A 24032-nucleotide genomic window follows, 5' to 3' on the forward strand; every position below is an offset into this window, starting at 1 on the left:
GTCTTATTGTCACATAAGCATAGTCAAACCCTTGATTTTTGCCGGGCAGACGCCAAAACTGCGGCAACTACTTACGCATCAAAGACGTTCTAAGATGAACCCTAGAGAATCGGAGCAGTTCCTCTCAATGTCGCTACAGCATACGTTCGGTGAACTCAGATCGCAGTTGGCAAAAAGGATAATCGGACAGGAAAAATTGGTGGACCGATTACTCATTGCCCTCCTCGCCGATGGCCACTTGTTGGTTGAGGGTGCTCCCGGCTTGGCCAAGACTACGGCGATCAAGGCTCTGGCCGATCACCTGGACGGCGATTTCCACCGAATTCAGTTCACCCCGGACTTGCTGCCCTCGGACGTCACCGGCAGTGAAATCTACCGGGCGGAAACCGGTACCTTTGAATTCCAGCGTGGGCCTATTTTCCACAATCTGGTGTTGGCCGATGAAATCAACCGGGCGCCGGCCAAGGTCCAGTCCGCCCTGCTCGAAGCCATGGGCGAGCGTCAGGTCAGTGTTGGCCTGCGTACCTTCCCGCTCGATCGCCTGTTCATGGTGATGGCCACCCAGAACCCCATTGAGCAGGAAGGCACCTATCCTTTACCCGAAGCCCAGCTCGACCGCTTCCTGATGCATGTGGTGATTGATTACCCCTCAGCCGAGGCCGAAAAAGCCATCCTGCACCTGGCGCGCAATGACTATCGCCAGGGCCAGGCCGAAACCAGTGTTCGCGTGACCGCAGAACAGGTCTTTGACGCCCGCAACGAGGTTGCTGATATTTACATGGCAGAGCCGGTAGAGCAGTACCTGCTGGCGCTGGTACTGGCCAGCCGGGATGCCGGCAGCCTGGACCCTGAGCTGGCACGCTGGACCGCCTTTGGCGCCAGCCCGCGGGGCACGATTGCTCTGGACCGCTGCGCTCGTGCCCTGGCCTGGCTCGACGGCCGTGACTACGTGACCCCGGACGATGTCCGGGCCATGGCCTATGATGTGCTCCGGCACCGGATTCTGCTGACCTTTGAAGCCGAGGCCGAGGGCATGACCGCCGACGCGGTTATCGAACGCCTGATTGAGCGAGTACCGGTTACTGCCTGATGATCTTCACCGATGCGACAGACTGACACCGCCACTATGGCTGACTCCGACGCTCTAACCCACATCAGTCTGCCGGACCTGATCCGCCTGCAGGCGGATGCCCGTGCGTTGAAGCTGCCGTCGGCCCGTCCGGTGAAAACCCGGCAGGCCGGTTTGCAGCAGTCACCGCAGCGGGGCCGGGGCATGGCATTCGCGGAGGTTCGCCAGTATCAGCCGGGTGACGACATCCGCAGCATCGACTGGCGTGTAACTGCGCGGCGGCAAGCGCCCCACACCAAGCTGTATGAGGAAGAACGGGAACGCCCGGTGCTGCTCCTGTGTGATCTGGGTCCTACTCTGTTCTTCGCCAGCATCGGGGCCTACAAACAGGTGCGGTCCGCGCAGGTTGCCGGCCTGCTGGCCTGGCTGGCGCTCTGGGCCGGTGACCAGGTTGGTGGCATTGTCTTCAACGAGCACTCACTGAGCGTCCTGCGTCCGGCCCGGCGCAAAAAATCGGTGCTGCGCCTGCTGGATACACTGGCGGACCACCAGCAACAGCCGGGAGCCAAAGCCAACACGCCCGCCGAAGACGACAACACCAATGGTCTCGATCAAGCGCTGGCCGAAGCCCGCCGGGTAGCCCACACCGGCAGCCGCATTTTTGTGATCAGCGACTTCCTTGGCATTACGGAAGACACTCCAACCCTGCTCGGTGCCCTGGCCCGTCACAATTCGGTCAGTGCCATCCGCATCGTCGATCCCTTGGAGCGCGAGTTGCCTAGTAGCGGTCGGTTTGCCGTCGCAGGTCCCGGCGGCCCGGTCTGGTTTGATGCCGCCAACACGCGGTTCCAGCAAGCCTGGCGACGCAAGGTGGATAGCCATGAGGCCCGTCTGGAACATTGTTTCCGCACCTCAGGCGTGGCCTCTGCGATGGTGTCCACCGGTGATGACCCGGCGGTGGCGCTAAAAGCACTACTGGGGCCGGGAGGCCGGATCGGATGAACCCGCAAGATCCGCTGAGCCAACTGAGAGACATTCATCTGCCGGCAACCGGAGGCTTCTGGCCACCGGCACCGGGTTGGTGGCTACTGGCCTTGATTCTGCTGCTGTCGCTGGCCGGGTTGTGCTGGCTTTTGCATCGGAGGCACCGTCGCAATCGGTGGCTGCGCCTGGCTAAGGCTGAACTGTCCGGACTGGAACATCAGGCCAGCCATGAACCCCAGTGGTTTGCCCATCTGAACAGCCTACTGAAACGCGCGGCGCGCCAGCGGTATCCGGACAAACACCCCGAATCTCTGAGTGGCGAGGCCTGGGTAGCGTTTTTGCTTTCGACGGCGCCAAACGACCGAATTGCTTCGCGGCCAATCGTGGAAGCGATCGTGCACAGCAGCTGGCTGCCCAAGACCAATGCCGATCCCCGACAGGCCGCCGATTTTGCTCGCTCCTGGCTGGGAGGTCAGGCATGGTGAGTCTCGCTTATCCCTGGCTGATGCTCCTTGTGCTGGTACCGTTGCTATTGCAGTGGCGGCGACCGGCGGGACAGTCGGTGGATGCCCCCATGCTGCCGGTTGGCCACTGGTTGTCAGACCTGCCCGGCGTCAGCCGTCATGGCAGCGCCACCCCACTGTGGCAGAAACTCCTGTTGTTCGTGATCTGGTGTCTGTTGGTGGTGGCGCTGGCGCGGCCACAGCATGTTGGCGAACAGGTGCAACTGCCGGTATCCGGTCGCGATCTGATGCTGGTGGTGGACATCTCCCCGAGTATGGACGAACAGGACATGGTCATTCAGGGCCGCAGCATCAACCGGTTGCAGGCGGTAAAGGTAGTGCTGGACGATTTTATCAGCCAGCGCAAAGGCGACCGCCTCGGGCTGATCCTGTTTGGCACCCAACCCTATGTGCAGGTACCCCTGACCTTTGACCTGGCCACCGTAAAGACCCTGATGCGGGAATCGGGCCTGGGCATGGCGGGTCGCGCCACCGCCATCGGCGACGCGGTGGGCTTATCGATCAAGCGGCTGCGGGACCGGCCACAGGACCAGCGCGTGGTTATCCTGCTGACCGACGGTGCCAACACCGCTGGCGAAATCACCCCGGACAAAGCCACCGAGATAGCCAAGGCCGCCAGTGTCCGGCTCTACACTATCGGCATCGGCGCCGAATCCATGGTTCAGCGCGGCTTTCTGGGCTCCCGGCGGGTGAACCCGTCGCGAGATCTGGACGAGGCGCTCTTGACCCGCATGGCCGAGCAGACGGGCGGCCGCTACTTCCGGGCCCGCAGCCTGCCGGAACTGGAACTGATCTACGAAAGCATCAACCAGCTCGAGCCGATTGAACTGGAGGGCAAATTCTACCGACCGGTGACCGAGCTCTTTGCCTGGCCGGCGGGCCTGGCAGCACTGCTTTGGCTGGTCCTGCTACTGCTCCGCCACGGCTCCTCGCTGGTGTCATCCCGCCAGCCGGCAGTGAAGAGGGAAACCGATGGCTGATTTCCACTTTCTCCGTCCGTTCTGGCTGCTGCTGGCACTGAGCCTGCCCATCCTGGTGTTCACACTCAGGCACCTGCGTCTTGGCGACAGCGGCTGGGCCCGGATCATTCCGGAACGATTGCTGGCGCCCGTTATTCGCCACGACGGCAGCTCCGGCAGACAGCAGCGATCGCCGATGCTCCCGGTGTCCCTGGCGGTGATCGCGCTATCCATTGCCCTTGCCGGACCTGCCTGGCGAGAGGCGCCCACGCCGCTAAAACAGCCCGGAGATAGCCTGGTTATCGTGCTGGATCTGTCGTTGTCGATGCTCGCCACCGACCTTGAACCAAATCGACTGATCCTGGCCAAACGCAAGATCCGCGATATTCTGGACGCCCGAGAGGGCAGTCTGAACGGCCTGATCGTGTTCGCCGCCGACGCCCATGTGGTTGCACCGCTGACCGACGACAGCAAAACCATCGAAGGCATGCTGGATGTCCTGGAACCGGTGATTATGCCAGCCCCGGGCAACCGGGCTGATCTTGCCATTGCCCGCGCCCGTGATCTGCTGCAACAGGGCGCGCCAGGCCAGGGCCGGATCTTGCTGATCACCGACGATGTGCCCACACGCTACCACACCGCCATTTCGCAAACCCTGGAGGGCACCGACCTGTCCCTGGATACCCTGGTGGTGGGCACCGAACAGGGTGGCCCTATTCCCCTGGCCAAGCGCGGCTTTATCCGCGACAACGGCGACATTGTCATTACCCGTGCCAATCCCGAATCCCTGGCCAGTCTGGCCCAGCAGAACGGTGGCGCAAGCGAGCAACTGACCCTGGATGAAGGTGATATCCGGGCCCTGAAGCTGGAACCCACCGAGAACGGCGATTGGCAGGAAACCGACTCTGGCCTGACGGTGAACCGCTGGCAGGACGACGGCTACTGGCTGCTCTGGCTGGTGCTGCCGCTATTGCTGCTGGGCTGGCGCCGTGGCGCCTTTACCGTCCTCGCCCTCACCGTGCTACCGCTCACACCCCAGCCGGCCCAGGCCATGGACTGGGGAGAACAGTGGGGAGAACTCTGGCAACGGGAAGACCAGCGGGCGCCGGAGCTGATTCGTGAGAACCCGGCCGACGCCGCCAGCCGCCTGGACGATCCGGAATGGCGCGGTAGTGCGCTGTACCGTTCGGAGCAGTTTGAACAGGCCGCAGAAGCCTTTGCCGCCGCCGAGGGCGCACGAGCATATTACAACCGGGGCAATGCCCTGGCCCGGGCCGGCCAGTTGGAACAGGCGCTGGCCGCCTACGACCAGGCCCTTGAGCAAGCCCCCGGCATGACCGACGCCCGCGAGAATCGGGAACTGGTCAGGCAGCTACTCGATCAACAGCAACAGCAGGACCAGCAACAAGGCCAGGGCCAAGACCAGACGCAGCAATCGCAGCAGCAAGAGAATGGTGATTCGCAGAGCGGCTCGTCCGATCAGTCCCCCGGCAACCAGGGCCAGGAGCAATCCCAGGAATCCGGCCAATCGGAGAACAGCCAGAACCAGGGCCAGCCGTCGGAGCAATCCTCCAACAACGGCACCAACGAGACCGACAGCAATGCCAGCGACTCCCAGGACAACACTGGGGCCGAACAACAGCAGCAGGCGCAATCCCGTGACGGCACGGACGGCAGCGGGCAGACTGAAGCACCGGCCCGGATTTCCGAGCAGCCCCTGTCCCAGGGCCAGGAACAATGGCTACGACGGGTTCCGGATAATCCCGGCGGCCTGCTGAAGCGCAAATTCCTGCAACAGTATCAGGAACGCCAGACACCATCCGATGAGGGCGATACACCATGGTAAACCGGCTAGTGATCTCTGCCATTCGCGTATTGGTTCTGATGGCGATGGCCACCTTTCTCCACGCCGGGGAACTCAAGGTCGAACCGGACCGCACTCGGCTTTATGAAGGCGAGGTGCTGACCCTGACCGTAACCGGGTCGATGAAACTGGACATCGACCTGAGCAATCTCTTCAATCTCGATCTGTCCAACCTGCCCTCGCCCGACATCGAAAAGGTGGAACCGGCGTTCGAGGTACTGGGTAAAAACCAGCGCTACAACATTCGCACCGTGAACAATGACATGGTGGGTGAGATTACCTGGACCTATCAGCTGGCGCCCCAGCGCAGCGGCAAGCTGACCATTCCGTCACTCAGCTTCAAGGACTCGACTTCGAAACCGGTCAGCATCCAGGTGGTAAGCGGAAGCCCACCGGACCAGAAAGTAGCCGCCAGCCGGGACAGCTTTATCGAGTTGTCGGCAGACAAGGCGGAGGTCTATGTGCAGGAACAGTTGACCATGACTATCCGCCTGTTCTTCAGCGGCAACCTGGTGCGCGGCGAATTGTCGGAACCGGAACACCCGGATGCAATCATCGAGCCGCTGGGCAAACAGCGGGAATACTCCCGCTACCGCGATGGTGTACGTTACCGGGTGGTGGAACGCCGCTATGCGCTGTTTCCGCAACAACCGGGCGAACTGACCCTGCCTCCGATCGAATTTGAAGGACAGGCCCGCGATGCCAGCGGCAAACTGATTTTCCTGCGCGACAGCGAGCAACTCTACCCCGTTCCGGTGAACGATGTCCCTGCCGGCTACACCGGTGATACCTGGCTGCCCGCCAGCGGCCTGACCCTGGAAGAGACCGGGCTGCCCGAATCCCTGCAGGTGGAAACCGGCGAAAACCTGACCCGCAACATCACTCTGCGGGCGGCCGGACTACCGGCCGAAGCTTTGCCACCGCTACCGGAACTTGCTCCGGAGGGCCTGCGCAGCTACCCCGAGGCACCGGAACGGAAAACCGACATAACACCGGCCGGGCTGGCCTCGAGCCTGAGCCAGACCCGTGCGCTGGTACCAGTGCAATCCGGCCCGCTGACCCTACCCGAAATGCGGATCACCTGGTGGGATACCACCACCGACAGCGAGCAGGTCGCCGTCATTCCGGCTAAAACTTTGCAGGTGGGCGGTGCTACGGCGCAGGTTAATAACTCAACAGCACCTTCGGACACTGATAACGACACGGGCGCCCCAGACACATCGGAGTCCGGAACTTCCCGCAATGATGGTTCCGGTTGGCAATGGCTGAGTCTGGCTCTGGCGGTACTCTGGCTGGCCACTCTGGTGTTGTGGTGGCGAGCCAGAAACACGAGCAACGGGCGCAATTCAGAGCCGGTGGAGCCGGACCGTGACGAAAGCGCCCTATTCGAGCAACTGATTCAAAGCGCCCGCAAAGGATCGGCCTCAACCCCGGCGCTGCTCGTGCAGTGGGCGAATCAACGCTTTGCCGGGAAAAACTTCAAGACCGCGTCGGACGTTATGGTGGGGTTGAATAACGCCACCCTGAGCGCCGAACTGCGACGCCTGCAGGCGCGGCTGTTCGCGCCGGGCGGTGATACTGCCGAGAATTGGGACGGCCGTGCCCTGGCGAAGGCACTGCAACAGGTGCGTGAGCAGCGCAAGTCGGAAGAGCCCCAGGGTTCCGAACTGCCGCCCCTGTACCCCGACAGCCTGTCGGCGTAAGTGTGGCGGAGCCGGTTATCCGGGGCGCCTTTTAGAGAGACTCTCTAGAGAGTCCACCCGCTACTGAGTGAGCTGCTGATCGATCACCAACTCGACCGGTTGGCCCTCCTCTTCACTGACCACGACCGGTACTTCCAGGCTACCCTGCCAGTCTCCAGGCTGGGCGATGGCGTTTCCTGAGCGGCTCAGCCGGGCCGTCACCATGACCGCCTCCGCGCTGGAGATTTTCGCCTCCGGCGACATCGACTTGGTGTCATCCAACCTTACTTCGGCTGGCAGCGCATCGGCGGTCAGGCGCGTGATCGCCAGGGGCGGGCCCCCGGCGCCACCTTGACCACGGGCGAACACAAACAGCACGGTGTCCGCCGGAACCTGATCCCGAAACGCTTCGGACAAGCTCACCCGGACGGTCACACCTGGGCCCTCGGCCTCAGCAGTCTCGAAACTGGGTGGCGTTTCACCCAGACGGCCGTAAGCTTCCTGAATACCACCCTGAATCGAAGCCAGTTGGGGATGATCCGGCGCCACCGCGACAATGCGTTCCCAGTACTTGATCGCTTCCCGGTAGTTTTCCTGGCTGAAGGCGTGAATGCCCAGCAGGCCCAAGGCGTTCACCTCGTCGGGATTCACGTCGCGGGCCGCTTCAATGGCCGCCCTCACCTCAGCGGTCAAAGCCCCCCGGCTGTCGAAAAACTGAGCCTGTGCTGCCAGGCCAAGCGCAACCGCGCGGGCGTTTTCATTGGGCGCGTATTCCGACAGACGGCGGAAGGCCGAGGCCGCAGCCGGATACCGCTCCAGGCGCATGTAGCTCTGTCCCAGCATGGCCCAGCCATCGGGGTTGTCAGGGCTGGCTTCGAGCTTTTCCCGCAGCTGTTCGGCCAATTCGGCCATCTGGTTCTGGCGAGCGCTGTCAGTCTGCCCCATGGCCTGCATGGTAATAAGCTGTTCCACGTCGTCCATGGCACCCCACTCCTGATACAGGAAATAGGTCGCGACCGGCACCAGCAGAATGGCCACCAGGCCCACCGCGATGGCGCTTTTTCGGCCACTCAGAGCGGGCCCCATCACCGTCTCATCCGGGACATCGTCGAGCATGGCGCCGGCAAGCTCTTCTTTCAGCTGCCGGTAGTTGTCGTCGTCCAGCACTCCCGCCTCGTACTCGGCGTCCAGTTCCTTCATCCGGCTGCGGTAGGCCATCAGGTTCTGGTTTCTGAAGTCAGCGCGTTCTCTCGCCGCTGAGCTGTGAAAAAGCACCGGATACAATACAAACGCAAGAGCCAGAATAATGAGTACCGTTGCGGCAATCCAGAAGGTTTCAGTCATGGAGATATCGTCACAGGTTCAGTCATGAGTGCAGCGCAGAGGAAGCGATCAGGCTCGATTGTCCTGATCGTCTTCTGCAAGAATCTTGGCCACGCGAGCCTTCTCTTCGGCGGTCAGTTCCGGTGTCTCGTCGGTCTGGCGACGGGAGCGCACGATGACACCGATCACCACCAGCAACCCGCCAAGAACAGCAATGGCCGGGGTTGCCCAAAGCAGGATGGTGCGTTTCTCTACCTGGGGCCGGTACAGAATGAATTCGCCAAAGCGGTTTACCAGGGCATCGACAATTTCGTCATTGCTCTCGCCCGCGCGCATCCGGCGGTATACCTCGGCGCGCATGTCTTTGGAGATGGGCGAGTTGGAGTCGGCAATGTTCTGGTTCTGACATTTCGGGCAACGCAGTTCCGCGATCAGGTCCTGAAACCGCTGCTCTTGCTGTGTGGTCTCAAAGTTATAGACATCCGCCACCTGCGCGCTGGCCATGGGGGCCAGCAACAGCAGTACGGCAACAAGGGCGAAGCGGACCATCAGCCATTCTCCCGGATATCGTTGATCACCGGCAGCAGGGTTTCCTGCCAGATCTTCTCGTTGACCACGCCAACGTGGCGATAGCGCACCACACCCTGCTCATCTATTACGAAGGTCTCCGGCGCGCCGTAGACGCCCAGATCAAACCCCAGGGTACCCCGGGGATCGTAGATTGATGTGCTGTAGGGATTGCCGAGCCGGTCCAGCCAAACCAACGCATCGTCCCGGTTGTCCTTGTAGTTCAGGCCAACGATGGAGACACCTTGTTCCTCGGCCAGCCACATCAGGTCGTCGTGCTCGTCGCGACAGGCCGGACACCAGGTGCCCCACACGTTCAGCAGCTGTACCTTGCCCTTAAACAGGGTCTCGTTGAGCTGGGTCTCCGGAGTGTTCAGATCCTCCAGATTGAACGCTGGCACAGGCTTGCCGATCAGCGCCGATTCCAGTTTGGTGGGATCTTTACCAATGCCTGCGAACAGCACCACGCCCAAGACCACGGCAATCAGCAACGGCAGAAACAATAAAAAGCGCTTCATGATACTGCTCCGGCGGATTCGGTGGCGTTGCCGGAAGGGACACCGGCGTTGCTTTTCTGGGCCGAGCGTTCACGCACCCGGTAGCGACGATCGGAAATGGCCAGAAAACCACCAGCCGCCATGAAGATGGCACCCAGCCACAGCCAGCGCACCAGGGGCTTGTACTGCAGCCGAATAGCCCAGGCGTTGTCGGAAATCCGCTCGCCAACGGCCACGAAGATGTCGCGGAACAGGCCAGCATCGATATCGGCTTCGGTCATTACACTCATGCCCACGGAGTACTGACGCTTCTCCGGATGCAGGTCAGCAATCTTCTCGCCGTCCACCAGCACATCGAAGCTGCCGTACTGGGCGGTGAAGTTGGCACCCTGGCGCTCACCGATGTCCCGGAACACAAACTGGTAATCACCCACCGTGGCCACATCACCCGGCACCATGCGAACGTCCCGCTCGATGCCGTAGTTGGATACAACGGTGGCGCCGGCCATGGTGATGGCCAGGCCCAGATGACCAAGAACCATGCCGTAGTAGCTGCGCGACTGGCGCTTCAGGCCGTGCAGCCGGCCTTTGCGTGATGCGGATTTTTCCCACAAGTCCCAGAAGGTCGCCACGGCCACCCACACGGACGTAAACACTCCGGCACAAGCCCAAGGCGTAAAGCCACCATAGCCAACCAGAACCGCCGCAGTGACCACCAGGCTTATAGCCAGCGGCCACAGCAACTTGCGCCCAAGCCAGCCGCCGTCAGTCTTTTTCCAGCGGGAGAAGATACCAGCGCCCATCAGCAACCCGGTTGCAACCGCCAGTGGACTAAAGGTGATATTGAAGAAGGGCTCACCAATGGACAGCTTGCCCATCTCCAGATAATCAAGCACCAACGGATACAGGGTGCCGACGGCCACCAACAGTGTGGCGGACACCAACATCACGTTGTTAAGCAACAGGAAGATTTCCCGGGACATTGACCCGTACCTGGCACGGACATGCACCACCGGTGCCCGGAATGCGTACAGGGTCAGGCTGGCAATCACCGTCACCGCCAGCAACGCCAGCAGGAACACACCGCGCTCGGGATCGGAGGCGAAGGCATGCACCGAGGTGAGCACACCAGAACGCACCAGGAAGGTTCCCAGCAGGCTGAGTGCGAAGGTGACAATAGCCAGCAGAACGGTCCAGCTCTTGAAGACACCGCGCTTTTCGGTCACCGCCAGGGAATGCATCAGTGCGGTGCCCGACAACCAGGGCAGCAGCGAGGCATTCTCGACCGGGTCCCAGAACCACCAGCCGCCCCAGCCCAGCTCGTAATAAGCCCACCAGCTTCCGAGTGCAATGCCGATGGAAAGGAATGACCAAGCCACAGTGGTCCAGGGCCGTGACCATCGGGCCCAGGCGGCATCGAGCCGACCATTAATCAGCGCGGCAATAGCAAATGCAAAGGCCACAGCGAAGCCGACGTACCCCATATACAACATGGGCGGGTGCACGATCAGGCCGAAATCCTGCAGCAGCGGATTCAGGTCAGAGCCGTCTGCGGGCACATTGGGCAGCAGACGATCAAAGGGATTGGAGGTGATCAGGATAAACAGCAGGAAGCCAACGGTGACCATGCCGAGGATGGACAGCACCTGGGACACCACCACAGAAGGCAAGCGTCGACTGAACACCGCCACCGCCAAGGTCCAGCCCGCCAGCATCAGAATCCACAGCAGCAGCGAGCCTTCGTGGCCACCCCAAACAGCGCTGAATTTGAAGTACCAGGGCAACAGGCTATTACTGTTGTTCGCCACGTAGGCCACGGAAAAGTCATCGGTAAGAAAGGCGTGGGTCAGCACCGCGAACGCCAGGGCGACGAAGACGAACATGCCCGAGGCTAGCGGGCGAGCAAACGCCTGCAGGTTATCCCGTCCAGCGATCGATCCCACCAGGGGAACCACAGAAAGGAGCACTGCCAGCAACAGCGAGAGAATTAGTGCGAGCTGTCCGAGTTCCGGATACATCAAAGCCCTCTGGCCCTATGGCCGTTTGTAGTTAAAAAATCAGTACGTGGGTGCGTTGCTGGAGCCTTCAGCGTCTTTGGCTCCATATTCGGCTCCATATTCGGCGCCGTATTCCGCCCGCTCCTTGGCAGATTTCGCCAACGCATCCGCCACCTCAGGTGGCATGTAATTCTCGTCGTGTTTCGCCAGCACCTGATCGGCGACAAAGCGGCCCTCGCCATTCAGCTTACCCATGGCAACAACGCCCTGACCTTCAGCAAACAGGTCCGGCAGAATACCGACATAAATCACCGGCACCGAGGCACTGAAATCGGTCACCCGGAACTCCACCTCAAGGCTCTCCGGATCACGCACCACCGAGCCTTCTTCGACCATGCCACCGGCGCGAATGCGGACATCCACCGGTGCTTCTCCGGCAGAGATCTGGCTCGGGTCATAGAACAGGTTGATGTTCTGACGCAATGCGTAGGTGGTCAAACCGACCGCCACCGCGATACCTGCGATCAGGAACAGTACGATGGTCAGTCGTTTTTTTCGGATAGGATGCATTCAGTATCTGCCATTCAGTCTTGGGAAACTTTTACCCGGGTAAACGTCGCCGGTGTCGGTTGCGCCGAGCCGCGTCCGCTGTCGTCTGCGGTTTCGTGCACCCGGCGACAGGAATTCAGCACCGACCGGTGTCGACGCCATGACCAGACCATCATCGCCGTCACGAGCAGAAAAAAGACGCCGTAACAGGCCCAAACATAGGGGCCGTGGCCTTCCATGGCGATGAAGGCGGTTAACGAGTCGAATGCCATTTAACCAGCCCTCCGCGCCAGTACATGCTCTTTGACCCAGCGCGTGCGCTGCTCACGAACCAGGATTTCTGTTTGCATACGCAGGCAGGCAAGCCAGCCGAACAGCAGGTACAGGCCCAGGACCGACAGCAATAGTGGCACCCACATTTCTGCCGGCATCGACGGCTTTTCAGTCAGCTTGAACGTCGCAGGCTGGTGCAGGGTATTCCACCATTCCACGGAGTATTTGATGATAGGGATATTTACCACCCCGACCAATACCAGTACCGCGACCGCCCGGGCCGCCGATTTCTCATCATTGATGGCCCGATCCAGGGCGATTGCTCCGCCATAAAGAAACAGCAGGATCAGCATTGAGGTAAGCCGGGCATCCCAGATCCACCAGGTACCCCAGGTCGGTTTGCCCCAGACCGCACCCGTGAACAGGGCCAGAAAGGTCAGCACCAGGCCAACCGGAGCAACCGCCTTGACGAAGACATCGGCCAGTTTCATCCGCCAGACCAGGGTCACCACCGCGGCCGTCGCCATCATGATGTACACCGACTGCGCCAGGAACGCCGAGGGAACGTGAATAAAGATGATCCGATAACTGTTGCCCTGGAGGTAGTCCTTGGGTGCAAAGGCCAGGCCCCAGACCAGGCCCACGGCCAGCAAGGCCAGTGCACCTGCCAGCAACCACGGCATCAACCGGGTTGCGATCCCGAAGAACCATTTGGGCGAACCCAGTTTATGAAAAATCTGCCACATCAGACGGATACCCTAAACATCATCAATTATTCCTAGCTGTTCGACAGGCTGATTTTCAGCGCTGCCGCGGCTGCAAATGGTGCCAGTGTTATCGCCAGGACCAGAAACGCTCCCATCAGGGCCACGTATGCCCCGACCGGAGCGCCCTCCGTTGCTGCGGCCACTGTGCCGGTGCCAAAGATCAGCACCGGAATGTACAGTGGGATGATCAGCAGAGACAAGAGCACACCGGCTGAGCGCAGGCCCAGGGTCAATGCCGCGCCAATGGAGCCAATCAGGCTCAGCACCGGTGTTCCGATCAGCAGCGTTAGACACAAAACTGCGATGGAGTTCCCGTCCAGGTGCACCATCACGCCCAGTACCGGCGCTAACAGCACCAGCGGCAGGCCGGTCAGCACCCAATGCGCCAGGGTTTTCGCCAGCACCAGCAGGAACAGTGGCTGCGGCTGCAGTACCAACTGCTCAAGAGTGCCGTCATCAAAATCGTGGCGAAACAGGTGGTCCAGCGACAGCAGCACGGACAACAGCGCTGCCACCCACAGAATGCCGGCGCCCGCCTCGCGCAGAAATGACACTTCCGGGCTCACCCCCAGTGGGAACAGGGTCACCACCATGACGAAAAACAGCAGGGGATTGAGCAGATCCTGGCGCTGCCGGAAGGCCACTTTCATATCCCGGCTGAAGACCGCCCTCATGGCAGCAACTGTACTTACGGCAGATTCCTGATGTTTGATCAGTGGACGGGTTTCAGCATTCATTGCGGCGCCACCTCACCCAGCTTGATGCTGCGCATTCCCGGCAACTGCAAGTCATGGTGTGTGGTCACCACCACGGCCCCGCCCTCGGCGGCACGCTGCTGTAGCAATGCCTCAATGGCGCTGACGCCCTTGGCGTCGATGGCGGTGAACACTTCATCAAGCAACCACAGGGGCTCATCGGCGATCAGCAAACGAGCCAGGGCGACACGGCGCTGCTGGCCAGCGGACAGGCGGCGGCAGGGTACATCGTGAAAGCCATCGAGCCCGGTTCCAGACAGCGCCTGGCGCAGAACGGAATCGGCGACCGGGCGACGGGCGGCCACGAGGGCGCGCAAATTCTCCATCGGAGTCAGCAGCGCCTTTATGCCTGGGCGGTGCCCGAGGTACAGCACATTGCGCAGAAATTCCTCGCGGTGCCAGCTCCGGGACTTACCGCACCACAATAGCTCGCCGGACCAGGCATCGTTGAGGCCGGCCAGGATTCTCAGCAAGGTGGTTTTGCCGGTTCCGTTTGCCCCCTCGACACGGGTAACCGTACCGGGCAGTATGGAAAATGAAAGGTCACGGAACAGCATCCGCTCATCTCGTTCACACTGCAGATTGGTAGCCTGTAGGATCGGCTCAGACATCAGGGCCCCGTAACCAGGACGATGCGCGCGCACGCGGCATCGGATGCATTCAACACGGACAAGGCGGGTGCAGACATTTTTTCACGGCAAGACCCACCGGCGCGGCGTATTATAACGAAACCCCGGGCGGATTACTCTTGCCCGATACCAAATCGCCCGACACCAAACCAATTGCGATGAAACTACCGACTGGCCCACAGCCGCCCCAGCCTACTGTGCCCTCTTCCAGCTCGCAGCCTTCCAGCACGGCAGCGAGCCAGAAGGCCGTCGCCGATCTACCGGCTTCCGCCCGCCAGCAACTCGATGCGCTGCAGCTCGCCAACCGTCAAACCACCCTGGCCAGGGTCGCAGAAGTGATCAATCGCCAGGCCGGGGAACGCTCGGAACTGTTGCTCGATGTGCGTGGCAAATCCTTGACGGTGGACGCTGCCATCGGCAAAACCTCGCTGGAGCCAGGCGACTGGGTAAAGATCATGCGAGCCGGCAACGAACTTCAGCTAATGGGCAAGCTGGCTCCGGCCCAGGCCACCGTGGTCGCCAAGGCATTGGCCCAACACCTGCCCTGGCAACAAAACCTGGAGAGCGGCCTGAGCCGGATGATGGCCAGCCTGAACCAGGGTCTGAAGCCGGACCCGAGCCCCGGCCAACTACCTTCTGCTCGCGTGGCGCAACCGCTTCCTGAAGCTGCCCGCCAGAGCATTCAGCAGGTGCTGGCCAATCTGCCCACGGCCACCAGTCTGAAACCTGGCAGCGGAGGGCAGGAGCAGCCACTGCAGCAGGTCAAACAATGGATCGCCGAGAGTGGTGTGTTTGCCGAGTCCCGGCTGGCCCAGAACCCCTCGGCCACGGTGCCCGACCTGAAACTGGCCATTGGCCGTGTCATTACCGCCCTGCTGGCCCAACAGGGCCAGGGTCCGGAACAGTTCACCCGCATTACCCCGCTGGCCAGCCCGGAGCTGGTTCAGGCCCCGCTGCAATTCCCCCAGGCCATGACGCCCTCGCCCTCGCCTGCCCCGGCTGCCAGCGAACCCACTACCGTGGGCCAGATGCTGCGGCTGCTGGCCGGCATGCTAAATCGAATCACCGTGAACCAGTTGCACAGCCAGGTACTGGCGGCCCGAGGTGGCGGTGATGCACCGGCGCCACTGACCACGGTGCTGCTGGAACTGCCCTGGGTCACCCCGCAGAACGAGCCCAAAGTGGCGCAGCTGCGCATCGACCAGCATCCGGACGAACGCAATGACAAACGGGATCCCAAGAAAGCGGCGACCAGCGAGTGGCGACTGGCGCTGGCCATGGACCTGGACGATGCCGGCCCCCTGCACTTCGACGTGGCGTTGCGTCAGCACTCGGTCAGTGCCAGGGTCTGGGCGGAGAAACAAAGTACTCTGCGCCAGGTGAACGAGGAACTACCCTTGTTACGACAGAGCCTGACCGACCTCGGCCTGGAGGTGACCGACCTGGAATGCCGGCGCGGCAGTCCCGAAGGCTCGGTCACCCGGCTTGAGCACAGATTGGTGGATACCCGAGCATGAGCGAACGTTCGTCACACCAGCCCACTCACGCGGCTGTGGCATTGAAATACGATGGTGAGCAGGCGCCCACAATTGCGGCCACCGGGACCGAGGAACTGGCACAGGAGATTGTCAGGATAGCGCGGGAGCACGGCGTGCCCCTGTACGAAAATGCAGAATTGGCCAGCATCCTGGCCCGGCTCTCGCTGAATGAGGAGATCCCGGAGAGTCTGTATCGGGTGATTGCCGAAATTCTGGCGTTTGCCTTTCACATCCGCGGCCGCACGCCCGAAGACGCCAGCCGTAAAGACGATCCCGCCGCCACTTAACCGGCGACGGGACTTCCGTCCGTTTGACGCTTACGCCGCCTGCCGCTTCTTCAGAGCGGAGACCAGCTCCGCTTCCGGGCGTGAGATACCACAGGTGTTCATCAGGTCCTCGATGTCAGCTCCCAGATCCACCAGGCGCGAGGCCTCGTCGTAGGAAATCCGCAGCGGGTCGTTCTGGCGCATTTCATCGAGTGTAGTGCGAAGTTCGTGCAAATGGCGCTCACAGCCCACCAGCCGCTGGCCGATGCCCACACTGCCACTCGTGGTGGCATGCAGCTCTCGACCCAGGGTATCGCAGCGATCTTTGAGTGACGCTTTCAGTTGCCGAATCTGGCGACCATGAACAAAGCCCTGAATGACCAACAACGCACCAACACCTGCGGTCATTACCCAAGGCAAGTAGGAAGGAATTTCTGCAAACATGACGGACGTCTCCCGTGATTTAACTCGAAAGGCGTCCATCTTTGGCACTGTGGACCCGAAAGTCCGCTCTTACAGTGCGGAGATTTCCGCCCATTCGTTCTCTGACAACATTTTGTCGAACTCAACCAGGATGATCAGCTCACCATCCTTGTTGCACACGCCCTGGATAAACTTGGCACTTTCCTCGTTACCCACGTTCGGTGCAGTCTCAATCTCGCTGGACTTCAGGTAGACCACTTCAGCCACCGAATCCACCAGGATTCCCATGACCTGATTGGCCGATTCCATCACCACAATCCGCGTTGCGTCGGTCACTTCGGCATCCGCCAGACCAAACCGGCGACGGGTGTCGATGACCGTGACCACGTTACCCCGCAGATTGATGATGCCGAGCACGTAATCGGGCGCACCGGGAACCGGGGCAATTTCCGTGTACCTCAGCACCTCCTGAATCTGCATGACGTCCAGACCGTAGGTCTCGTCATCCAATCGAAAGGTCACGTACTGCAGTACCTGATCGTCCTGGACCTGATTGTGTTGTCCGCTCGGGGATGCCATAGCACTGTATCTCCTCTGTGGCTGCCCGGCGGGCAACCTGATCGTCAAAAAGTCATCATCAGTGCCCAATACTATAGTTAAGGGCACAAACCGTGCCAGCGTGGCACGGTTTCAATCAGTAACCGACGTTTTCGTCAGCTCAGATCCAGATGTTGTTCGCGTTCGGCCCGCACCAGAAGGTCGGCCATGGTGCGCACATCAATGAGCGCACACATATGATCAATCACAGTTCCGGCCAACCAGGGCCGCTTGCTGCGCGCGCTGCGCCAGCGCACTTCGTCGGGCCGCAGCGTGAACGACTGGGCTACGTCGTCGCAGGCCAGGCCCCACTCGCTGTTATCCAGACGAATGACAAACCGGTAGTTGTCCCGGGCATTCTCCGGGACTCGTCCGGCCATGATCCATTCCGCCGTGTCCACCACCCTCAGGTTCTGATCTCGCTCTGGGCGCATACCCATGTACCAGCGCGGACTGCCCGGAATTGGCCGGATCTCGCTGTCGTCCTCAACCCGATGAATGGCGCCCAACAAAATCAGTGGCACCGCTAGCTGCAGCCCGGCAACGGTAAAAATCAGGCACTCGAACGGCGCCTCTGACCAATCGGGGCGAGCCAATGGCGCCTGCTCTGCAGGCTTAGGCTCCGGTGCAAGACGGACGTCCACCTCGGGCTCAGCCGTTACAGGCTCCGGAGGTGCGGGCTCCGCCACCACCGGTGTGGGCGGTTCTGGTTCTGGTTCTGGCTCCGATGCTGCCACCGGCCGCTCGATCGGCTGGGCTTTCACCTCTTGCTCCGGTGCGGGCACCTCGACAGTGACTTCTTCGCGCAGCGCCGAGTCCGTCGCCGTGTGCAGCAGATCGTCCAGGTAACTGGCGATGGCGCTGGCCGGATCCGCCAGTTTTGTCATTTTTTCGTCAGCCATGCTGACGCTCCTTGATCGACCCTGTCCGCGTCAAAAGATCGTCAAGCAGTTTGGTGTAGGCTCGGACGCCGTGGGTGTTGGCATCCACGGCCGAGGGAACCATGCCAGCCTGGCTGGCGTCCCGGAATTTGGTGTCGACCGGTATCGCAAAGCGCCACAGCGTGTCCGGGTAAGTTTTCCGCAACAGGTTCAGACTCTTCACCGACGCCTGGGTACGGCGATCGTACAGAGTCGGAACAATGGTGTAGGCCAATTCGTTCTTCTGCGACCGCATGATCATCTTCAGGGTATGCAACATACGCTCCAGACCCTTGATGGCGAGAAACTCAGTCTGTACCGGAATGACCAGGTGTTGAGCCGCAGCCAGGGCATTGACCATCAGCACACCCAGTGACGGGGTATTGTCGAGAATGACGTAGTCGAAATCGTCCCACAACTGGGCCAGGGCCCGGGAGATAATCAGCCCCATGCCTTCAACACCCACCATCCGACGCTCCAGCGTCGCCAGCGCGGTACTCGCGGGCAGCAGCGACAGGCCACGGCAGCTGGTTTCGGTGATGAGCTGGGCCGGCAGGCCTTCGGGCACCTTGCCCTGATGCTGGAACAAATCAAACACGCTGTGCGCGATGGTATCGGGATCGTAACCAAACCAGCTCGTCAGAGACCCGTGCGGATCCAGATCGACGACCAGCACCCGCTTGCCGCGCTCGGCGAGCATGCCGCCCAACGCCACCACGGATGTGGTTTTGCCAACACCACCTTTCTGATTGGCTACTGCCCAGATTCGCACGAATGTTTCTCCAAAGAAAACGCCATGGCAGCGGCGGTGAACGCTGCTGCATTCCGGTTTATCGGCCACTTTCCCGGCAACTTGAATACCGATGACTGACCGCAAACAGACTGCAGCGGCAATCGGTTGCCGGGAAAGATTACTGCCATGATTAAATACAGGAACCGTGCCAACGCTGCCATACGCATGTGCCGCCGATCCGCGCTGTCAGCGCATGGCGCCACGGACACTGGCATCACGGGAAATCAACAGGACGACCCGGCGATTACGGCGACGCCCTTCGTCGGTGTCGTTGCGAGCAACCGGCTGGAACCGACCGTAACCGACTGCGGCCAACCGTTCGGGCTCAATGCCCTCCATCGATAACATGCGCACCACCGCCGCAGCCCGTGCTGCGGACAGCTCCCAGTTGGAGGGAAAACGCTGGCTACTGATGGGCCGGTCATCGGTGAACCCTTCGACCTTTACCGCGTTATCACGATTGCGCAGCACCTTGGCGATTTTCTCGATCACGGCAAAGGCATCGTAGTGCGGTTCGGCATCGCCGCTTCCAAACAGCAAGCTATTGGGAAGGTTCAGTTCCAGCCAGCGATCACTGGATTCCAGGGTGATAACCCCCTGGCTGATCAACTCTTCAAATTCCACGGCCAGCTGATCGGCCATGGCACTGAGCGCCCTGCTGCGCAGCTCGGCCTCACGCTCAGGGTTCCGGGGCGCTTCGGTGACGGGGGGAGGAATGACGACATCGCTGGCCGGCTGCTGGGGCTGATCGCCCACTTCAATCGGCTGGAAGGAACGCTGAGGCGCATTGAACACCCCGGTCAAGGTTTCCGAGAGCACCTTGTACTTACCCTGGTTCACCGAGGACACCGAATACATCACCACAAAAAAAGCGAACAGCAGTGTGATGAAATCCGCATAGGAAATCAGCCACCGCTCCTTGTTGTGAAGATCTTGCTGGGATTGCCTACGGCGTCGCATACGATGCCCCGACCATGACTACTGCAGGAAGCCCCGCAGTCGCATTTCGATGGATTTGGGGTTTTCCCCCTCGGCGATGGCAATGATGCCGTCGATCATCATGTCCTGGTAACGGGTTCGCTCCCGGACGATGCCGCGAAGCTTGTTGGCAACCGGGAAGAACAGGAGGTTAGCCAGCGCCACCCCGTAAATAGTGGCAACAAAGGCGGTGGCGATACCACTACCCAGGGATTGTGGATCTTCCAGATTGGTCATCACCTGAATCAGGCCCATGACCGCACCGATGATTCCGATAGTCGGTGAATACCCACCCATGGCTTCGAACACCTGGGCGGACTCCAGATCGCGCTGTTCCCGGGATTCCAGATCCACTTCCATGATGCCGCGAATAGTCTCGGTTTCAGCGCCGTCCACCAGCAACTGCAAGCCCTTGCGGGCAAACAGTTCAGGCTCGCGCTCAGCCAGGCCTTCCAGCCCGAGCAGACCCTGTTTGCGGGCCTTTACGCTCCAATCAATGACTTTGCCGATGCCGTCTTCCAAGCTGATGAACGGCGGCACCAGCACCCAGCGCACCTGCTGGAAAGCCCGTTTCAAAATCGGCCAGGAAGTTTGCAAAATGGTTGCTGCAAACGTTCCGCCAATCACGATCAGCGCCGCCGGCGCATTAAACAGGGAACTGAGCGCCCCACCCTCAAGCAGATTCCCCCCCAGAATGGCGGCAAACGCCAGTACTATGCCGAGGAGACTCAAAATATCCATCAGGAAACGCCTTCTACCAGCCGCGGCCCGATCTCGTCGAGCGACAGAATTTCATCACTGAGACCGGCTTTCGCCACCGCCATGGGCATTCCGTAGATAACCGAGGATTTTTCATCCTGGGACCAGACGTCAGAGCCACTCTGCTTCATCATCCGGCAGCCATCCTTACCGTCCGCACCCATGCCTGTGAGGATTACGCCCAAAGTCTTTCCAGGGAAACTGCGCGCCAGTGAGCCAAAGGTGACGTCGACACAGGGTTTGTAGTTCAGGCGTTCATCGCCAGGCAGGATACGGACCCGACCGCGGCCACCGCGATTTTCAATCATCATCTGCTTGCCACCGGGTGCCAATAACGCCAGGCCCGGCTTGAGCATGTCGCCGTCTTCGGCCTGGCGAACCTCAATCTGGCACAACTTGTTCAGACGCTCGGCAAAGGCCGGGGTAAAACTGGCAGGCATGTGCTGAACCAGCACAATAGGCGCCGGGAAGGATGCGGGCAGAGTCGTCAACACCCGCTGCAGCGCTACCGGTCCGCCGGTGGAAGTTCCGATGCCGACCACCGTGTAGTGCTTGGCCGGGCCACGCCGATACGAGCGACGGCTGACCTCTGCCTCGACCGCCGCCTCTGGTGGACGCTGAGCCGATGCTGAGCGGGGTGTTGAAGATGACGGTGTGCGAGTGTGCGCTGCGGTGTTGTCCCGAGCAACTCCGGCGGCGGGCTTACTAACCGGCGCTGACGGAGGCCGGGCACCGGGCTGGCTGCGGGCAACGTCGAGAATACGATCAATCAGGATACGCTGGAGCTGACTGCCGTCGCGGGCAATTTCCTCGAAATTCTTCGGTAGGAAATCCACCGCCCCGGCTTCCAGTGCGTCCAGGGTTACCCGGGCGCCTTCGTAGGTGAGCGACGAGAACATCAGCACCGGTGTCGGGTGCTTTTTCATGATTTCCCGGACTGCCGAAATGCCATCCATTACCGGCATCTCGTAATCCATGGTGATGACATCCGGCCGCAATTTTGCTGCCAGTTCGACACCTTCGCGGCCATTGGTGGCCGCGCCTACTACCTTGATCTGGCCGGAGCCTGTCAGAATTTCCGTCAGCCGTTTGCGAAAGAAACCTGAATCATCCACGACCAGGACAGAAACTGTCATCCATTTCTCCTAACGAAGTCCGCTTCCACGTCCTAGCCGGACTGACCTCAACTGTAGTGTTGCAGCAGGCTGGGAACGTCAATAATCAGAGCAATACGGCCATCGCCCGTAATGGTGGCGCCCGCCATACCCGGGGTGCCCTGAAGCGCCCTGCCCAGCGGCTTGATGACCACTTCCTCCTGGCCCACCAGCTGATCCACCACAAAGCCCACTTGCTTGGTTCCCATGGCAACGATGACCACATGGGCATTGGCCGGCTCTTCCTGCCCTTTGCCCTTGCCCACCAACCAGCGTTTGATGTGGAACAGCGGGAACACCTTGTCCCGCACGACGATGCATTCGCGTCCGTCGACGATGTTGGTCTTGGTAAGATCCAGATGGAAGATTTCCACCACGTTGACCAGCGGCAGCGCGAACGACTGGTCGCCGAGCATGATCATCAGGGTCGGCATGATCGCGAGGGTCAGCGGCACCTTGATGATGATCCGGGAGCCCTTGCCCAATTCCGAGACAATACTGATCTGGCCGTTGAGCTGGCCGATTTTGGTCTTGACCACGTCCATGCCAACACCACGACCAGAGACATCCGAAATCTGCTCTTTGGTGGAAAAGCCGGCAGCGAAAATCAGATTGAAGCACTCGTTCTCGGTCAGGCGATCGGCGGCATCCTGTTCGTAAACACCCTTCTCAACCGCCTTTCGACGCAGCACTTCAGGATCCATACCGGCACCATCGTCCTCGATGGACAGCAGGATATGGTCACCCTCCTGCTCGGCGGACAGAGTGACGGTGCCCTGGCGTGGTTTACCGGCCTTTTCACGAATGTCGGGCGCTTCGATACCGTGGTCCACCGAGTTTCGTACCAAGTGGACCAGCGGATCGGACAGGGCTTCTACCAGGTTCTTGTCCAGATCCGTGTCTTCGCCGTGCATGACGAGGTTCACTTCTTTTTTCAGGCTACGGGCCAGGTCCCGAACCACACGCGGGAAACGGCCAAACACTTTCTTGATTGGCTGCATGCGGGTTTGCATGACCGCCGCCTGCAGATCGGTGGTGACGACATCGAGATTTGAGACGGCTTTGTGCATATGCTCGTCTTCACTGGACGCACCCAGGCGCTGCAAGCGATTACGTACCAGCACCAGCTCACCCACCATGTTCATGATGTCGTCCAGGCGCTTGGTGTCCACGCGCACGGTAGTCTCTGCGACCGGGGACGTATCTCGGGCTGGCGCAGGGGCTGCTGAGGCCGCTGCCTTGGCTTCAGCCTTCTTCGGCTCGGCTTTCTTGGGCCCTGTTTTCTTTGGTTCACTCTTCGAAGCAACCGGCTTTGCCTTGGCAGGTTCCGCGGCCGGCGTTCCGGTTTCACCGGTGCCCGCTGCAGTTGGCGCGCCGCCTTTGCCATGCAAATCGTCCAGCAGTTTTTCGAACTCATCGTCAGTAATCAGATCGTCACCGGCGGCGTTCGATTGGCTGGCGCTGGCCGCAGCACTGGTATCAGCTGCAGGCGCGGGCTCATCCGCGGCAACGGCACCGGCAAACTGGCCTTTGCCGTGGAGCTGATCCAGCAGGGCTTCGAATTCATCATCGGTGATGTCGTCATCGCCGGATCCACCGCCCGCAGCCGGCTCGGCCTTGACCGGATCATCAACAGTCGCGGGAGATTCTTGAGCGGCACTGCCATCCTGCAACGCGTCCAGCAACTGCTCGAATTCTTCATCGGTAATATCGCCACCGTCTTCCGCCGATTGCGGCGTGACAGCGGGAGCTTCTTCCTGTGCAGGCGATTCGCCTGCGGGTTCAGCAAAGGCGTCGAGGGACGCAATGAGCTGGTCTGGGGCTGGCGTCAGCGTTTCGCCGTTTCGGACCTGGTCGAACATTGCGTTGACGTGGTCGAGGGTTTCAAGCACCACATCCATGAGTTCGGAGTCCACCTTGCGCTTATGGTTACGCAAGATGTCGAAAACGTTTTCAGCCGAGTGACAGCAATTAACCAGAGCCTCAAGCTGCAGGAAGCCGGCACCACCCTTTACCGTGTGAAAGCCACGGAATATGGCGTTGAGCAGATCACTGTCATCAGGATTTCGCTCAAGATCTACCAACTGCTCTGACAGTTTTTCGAGAATCTCACCGGCTTCCACCAGGAAGTCCTGGAGAATCTCATCATCGGCATCAAACGCCAT

At 60.7% G+C, this 24032-nt stretch carries 25 protein-coding genes; 8 read left to right on the top strand and 17 right to left on the bottom strand.

Annotated features, from left to right (window positions below):
* Positions 1-127: 127 nt before the first annotated feature.
* From QUE89_RS11200 to QUE89_RS11225, 6 genes are read left to right on the top strand one after another with little or no spacing between them, the layout of a single operon-like run.
* A complete protein-coding gene (locus QUE89_RS11200) occupies positions 128-1090 on the top strand; it encodes an AAA family ATPase (protein ID WP_286220165.1) in 963 nt (320 codons plus the stop codon).
* Between the two features lie 36 nt (positions 1091-1126).
* Complete coding sequence (locus tag QUE89_RS11205) at positions 1127-2071, top strand: DUF58 domain-containing protein (RefSeq protein WP_286222875.1); 945 nt, start codon at positions 1127-1129, stop codon at positions 2069-2071.
* A complete protein-coding gene (locus tag QUE89_RS11210; protein WP_286220166.1) occupies positions 2068-2538 on the top strand; it encodes a DUF4381 domain-containing protein in 471 nt (156 codons plus the stop codon). The genes QUE89_RS11205 and QUE89_RS11210 overlap by 4 nt, the downstream gene beginning before the upstream one ends.
* On the top strand, positions 2532-3557 hold the full coding sequence (locus QUE89_RS11215) for a vWA domain-containing protein (protein ID WP_286220167.1): 1026 nt from the start codon (positions 2532-2534) through the stop codon (positions 3555-3557). Before QUE89_RS11210 ends, QUE89_RS11215 begins: the two co-directional genes overlap by 7 nt.
* Positions 3550-5382 carry a VWA domain-containing protein gene (locus QUE89_RS11220; protein ID WP_286220168.1) on the top strand — a complete coding sequence of 611 codons (1833 nt, stop codon included), beginning with the start codon at positions 3550-3552 and terminating at the stop codon, positions 5380-5382. The genes QUE89_RS11215 and QUE89_RS11220 overlap by 8 nt, the downstream gene beginning before the upstream one ends.
* Complete coding sequence (locus tag QUE89_RS11225) at positions 5376-7103, top strand: BatD family protein (RefSeq protein ID WP_286220169.1); 1728 nt, start codon at positions 5376-5378, stop codon at positions 7101-7103. Before QUE89_RS11220 ends, QUE89_RS11225 begins: the two co-directional genes overlap by 7 nt.
* 60 nt (positions 7104-7163) lie before the next feature.
* On the opposite strand, the gene ccmI is transcribed toward QUE89_RS11225, so the two are convergent.
* The 9 genes from ccmI to ccmA are packed head-to-tail and all read right to left on the bottom strand — an operon-like array spanning position 7164 to position 14421.
* Complete coding sequence (gene ccmI, locus QUE89_RS11230; protein ID WP_286220170.1) at positions 7164-8426, bottom strand: c-type cytochrome biogenesis protein CcmI; 1263 nt, start codon at positions 8424-8426, stop codon at positions 7164-7166.
* A 48-nt stretch (positions 8427-8474) separates the two neighbouring features.
* Positions 8475-8954 carry a cytochrome c-type biogenesis protein gene (locus tag QUE89_RS11235; protein ID WP_286220172.1) on the bottom strand — a complete coding sequence of 160 codons (480 nt, stop codon included), beginning with the start codon at positions 8952-8954 and terminating at the stop codon, positions 8475-8477.
* Positions 8954-9490 carry a DsbE family thiol:disulfide interchange protein gene (locus tag QUE89_RS11240; protein WP_286220173.1) on the bottom strand — a complete coding sequence of 179 codons (537 nt, stop codon included), beginning with the start codon at positions 9488-9490 and terminating at the stop codon, positions 8954-8956. Before QUE89_RS11240 ends, QUE89_RS11235 begins: the two co-directional genes overlap by 1 nt.
* Positions 9487-11487, bottom strand: a complete 2001-nt coding sequence (locus tag QUE89_RS11245; RefSeq protein ID WP_286220174.1) for a heme lyase CcmF/NrfE family subunit — start codon at positions 11485-11487, stop codon at positions 9487-9489. Before QUE89_RS11245 ends, QUE89_RS11240 begins: the two co-directional genes overlap by 4 nt.
* Before the next feature lie 39 nt (positions 11488-11526).
* Positions 11527-12036 (bottom strand): cytochrome c maturation protein CcmE, encoded by a 510-nt coding sequence (ccmE, locus tag QUE89_RS11250; RefSeq protein WP_286220175.1) that lies wholly within the window; start codon positions 12034-12036, stop codon positions 11527-11529.
* Between the two features lie 14 nt (positions 12037-12050).
* Positions 12051-12287: a heme exporter protein CcmD gene (gene ccmD, locus QUE89_RS11255; RefSeq protein WP_286220176.1), complete on the bottom strand. Its 237-nt coding sequence runs from the start codon at positions 12285-12287 to the stop codon at positions 12051-12053.
* Entirely contained in the window at positions 12288-13034 is a 747-nt protein-coding gene (gene ccmC, locus QUE89_RS11260) for a heme ABC transporter permease CcmC (RefSeq protein WP_286220177.1), read from the bottom strand.
* Between the two features lie 32 nt (positions 13035-13066).
* Positions 13067-13792 (bottom strand): heme exporter protein CcmB, encoded by a 726-nt coding sequence (gene ccmB / locus QUE89_RS11265; RefSeq protein WP_286220178.1) that lies wholly within the window; start codon positions 13790-13792, stop codon positions 13067-13069.
* Complete coding sequence (gene ccmA / locus QUE89_RS11270; RefSeq protein ID WP_286220179.1) at positions 13789-14421, bottom strand: cytochrome c biogenesis heme-transporting ATPase CcmA; 633 nt, start codon at positions 14419-14421, stop codon at positions 13789-13791. The genes ccmB and ccmA overlap by 4 nt, the downstream gene beginning before the upstream one ends.
* A 137-nt stretch (positions 14422-14558) precedes the next feature.
* Between ccmA and fliK the strand changes: the two genes are divergently transcribed.
* Positions 14559-15956 carry a flagellar hook-length control protein FliK gene (gene fliK, locus QUE89_RS11275; RefSeq protein ID WP_286220180.1) on the top strand — a complete coding sequence of 466 codons (1398 nt, stop codon included), beginning with the start codon at positions 14559-14561 and terminating at the stop codon, positions 15954-15956.
* On the top strand, positions 15953-16264 hold the full coding sequence (locus QUE89_RS11280) for an EscU/YscU/HrcU family type III secretion system export apparatus switch protein (protein ID WP_286220181.1): 312 nt from the start codon (positions 15953-15955) through the stop codon (positions 16262-16264). The genes fliK and QUE89_RS11280 overlap by 4 nt, the downstream gene beginning before the upstream one ends.
* Before the next feature lie 30 nt (positions 16265-16294).
* Here the strand turns inward: QUE89_RS11280 and QUE89_RS11285 are convergent, their stop codons facing one another.
* The 8 genes from QUE89_RS11285 to QUE89_RS11320 all read right to left on the bottom strand — a co-directional run bounded on the left by QUE89_RS11285 (position 16295) and on the right by QUE89_RS11320 (position 24032).
* Positions 16295-16687: a DUF2802 domain-containing protein gene (locus tag QUE89_RS11285; protein WP_286220182.1), complete on the bottom strand. Its 393-nt coding sequence runs from the start codon at positions 16685-16687 to the stop codon at positions 16295-16297.
* Between the two features lie 69 nt (positions 16688-16756).
* On the bottom strand, positions 16757-17245 hold the full coding sequence (locus tag QUE89_RS11290; protein ID WP_041341406.1) for a chemotaxis protein CheW: 489 nt from the start codon (positions 17243-17245) through the stop codon (positions 16757-16759).
* Between the two features lie 134 nt (positions 17246-17379).
* Positions 17380-18165: a chemotaxis protein CheW gene (locus tag QUE89_RS11295; RefSeq protein ID WP_286220183.1), complete on the bottom strand. Its 786-nt coding sequence runs from the start codon at positions 18163-18165 to the stop codon at positions 17380-17382.
* Complete coding sequence (locus QUE89_RS11300) at positions 18158-18955, bottom strand: ParA family protein (protein ID WP_286220184.1); 798 nt, start codon at positions 18953-18955, stop codon at positions 18158-18160. Before QUE89_RS11300 ends, QUE89_RS11295 begins: the two co-directional genes overlap by 8 nt.
* Before the next feature lie 207 nt (positions 18956-19162).
* Positions 19163-19936, bottom strand: coding sequence for a flagellar motor protein MotD (motD, locus tag QUE89_RS11305; RefSeq protein WP_286220185.1), 774 nt, complete (start codon positions 19934-19936; stop codon positions 19163-19165).
* An 18-nt stretch (positions 19937-19954) separates the two neighbouring features.
* Positions 19955-20695: a flagellar motor protein gene (locus QUE89_RS11310; RefSeq protein ID WP_286220186.1), complete on the bottom strand. Its 741-nt coding sequence runs from the start codon at positions 20693-20695 to the stop codon at positions 19955-19957.
* Positions 20695-21849, bottom strand: a complete 1155-nt coding sequence (locus QUE89_RS11315; protein WP_286220187.1) for a protein-glutamate methylesterase/protein-glutamine glutaminase — start codon at positions 21847-21849, stop codon at positions 20695-20697. The genes QUE89_RS11310 and QUE89_RS11315 overlap by 1 nt, the downstream gene beginning before the upstream one ends.
* Before the next feature lie 47 nt (positions 21850-21896).
* On the bottom strand, positions 21897-24032 hold the full coding sequence (locus QUE89_RS11320) for a chemotaxis protein CheA (RefSeq protein ID WP_286220188.1): 2136 nt from the start codon (positions 24030-24032) through the stop codon (positions 21897-21899).

It is taken from the genome of Marinobacter sp. LA51 (genome assembly GCF_030297175.1).
Lineage (GTDB): Bacteria > Pseudomonadota > Gammaproteobacteria > Pseudomonadales > Oleiphilaceae > Marinobacter > Marinobacter apostichopi.

Bases quoted from the DNA above. Each gene is read 5' to 3' on its own strand.
- QUE89_RS11290 (WP_041341406.1), bottom strand. From the start codon at position 17,245: ATGGCATCCCCGAGCGGACAACACAATCAGGTCCAGGACGATCAGGTA.
- QUE89_RS11205 (WP_286222875.1), top strand. From the start codon at position 1,127: ATGGCTGACTCCGACGCTCTAACCCACATCAGTCTGCCGGACCTGATC.
- QUE89_RS11235 (WP_286220172.1), bottom strand. From the start codon at position 8,954: ATGGTCCGCTTCGCCCTTGTTGCCGTACTGCTGTTGCTGGCCCCCATG.
- QUE89_RS11210 (WP_286220166.1), top strand. From the start codon at position 2,068: ATGAACCCGCAAGATCCGCTGAGCCAACTGAGAGACATTCATCTGCCG.
- QUE89_RS11215 (WP_286220167.1), top strand. From the start codon at position 2,532: ATGGTGAGTCTCGCTTATCCCTGGCTGATGCTCCTTGTGCTGGTACCG.
- QUE89_RS11240 (WP_286220173.1), bottom strand. From the start codon at position 9,490: ATGAAGCGCTTTTTATTGTTTCTGCCGTTGCTGATTGCCGTGGTCTTG.
- ccmE (WP_286220175.1), bottom strand. From the start codon at position 12,036: ATGCATCCTATCCGAAAAAAACGACTGACCATCGTACTGTTCCTGATC.
- QUE89_RS11245 (WP_286220174.1), bottom strand. From the start codon at position 11,487: ATGTATCCGGAACTCGGACAGCTCGCACTAATTCTCTCGCTGTTGCTG.
- ccmD (WP_286220176.1), bottom strand. From the start codon at position 12,287: ATGGCATTCGACTCGTTAACCGCCTTCATCGCCATGGAAGGCCACGGC.
- QUE89_RS11200 (WP_286220165.1), top strand. From the start codon at position 128: ATGTCGCTACAGCATACGTTCGGTGAACTCAGATCGCAGTTGGCAAAA.
- QUE89_RS11315 (WP_286220187.1), bottom strand. From the start codon at position 21,849: ATGACAGTTTCTGTCCTGGTCGTGGATGATTCAGGTTTCTTTCGCAAA.
- ccmB (WP_286220178.1), bottom strand. From the start codon at position 13,792: ATGAATGCTGAAACCCGTCCACTGATCAAACATCAGGAATCTGCCGTA.
- QUE89_RS11320 (WP_286220188.1), bottom strand. From the start codon at position 24,032: ATGGCGTTTGATGCCGATGATGAGATTCTCCAGGACTTCCTGGTGGAA.
- QUE89_RS11220 (WP_286220168.1), top strand. From the start codon at position 3,550: ATGGCTGATTTCCACTTTCTCCGTCCGTTCTGGCTGCTGCTGGCACTG.
- QUE89_RS11225 (WP_286220169.1), top strand. From the start codon at position 5,376: ATGGTAAACCGGCTAGTGATCTCTGCCATTCGCGTATTGGTTCTGATG.
- QUE89_RS11310 (WP_286220186.1), bottom strand. From the start codon at position 20,695: ATGGATATTTTGAGTCTCCTCGGCATAGTACTGGCGTTTGCCGCCATT.
- QUE89_RS11280 (WP_286220181.1), top strand. From the start codon at position 15,953: ATGAGCGAACGTTCGTCACACCAGCCCACTCACGCGGCTGTGGCATTG.
- ccmI (WP_286220170.1), bottom strand. From the start codon at position 8,426: ATGACTGAAACCTTCTGGATTGCCGCAACGGTACTCATTATTCTGGCT.
- motD (WP_286220185.1), bottom strand. From the start codon at position 19,936: ATGCGACGCCGTAGGCAATCCCAGCAAGATCTTCACAACAAGGAGCGG.
- QUE89_RS11285 (WP_286220182.1), bottom strand. From the start codon at position 16,687: ATGTTTGCAGAAATTCCTTCCTACTTGCCTTGGGTAATGACCGCAGGT.
- QUE89_RS11295 (WP_286220183.1), bottom strand. From the start codon at position 18,165: ATGGCTGACGAAAAAATGACAAAACTGGCGGATCCGGCCAGCGCCATC.
- ccmA (WP_286220179.1), bottom strand. From the start codon at position 14,421: ATGTCTGAGCCGATCCTACAGGCTACCAATCTGCAGTGTGAACGAGAT.
- ccmC (WP_286220177.1), bottom strand. From the start codon at position 13,034: ATGTGGCAGATTTTTCATAAACTGGGTTCGCCCAAATGGTTCTTCGGG.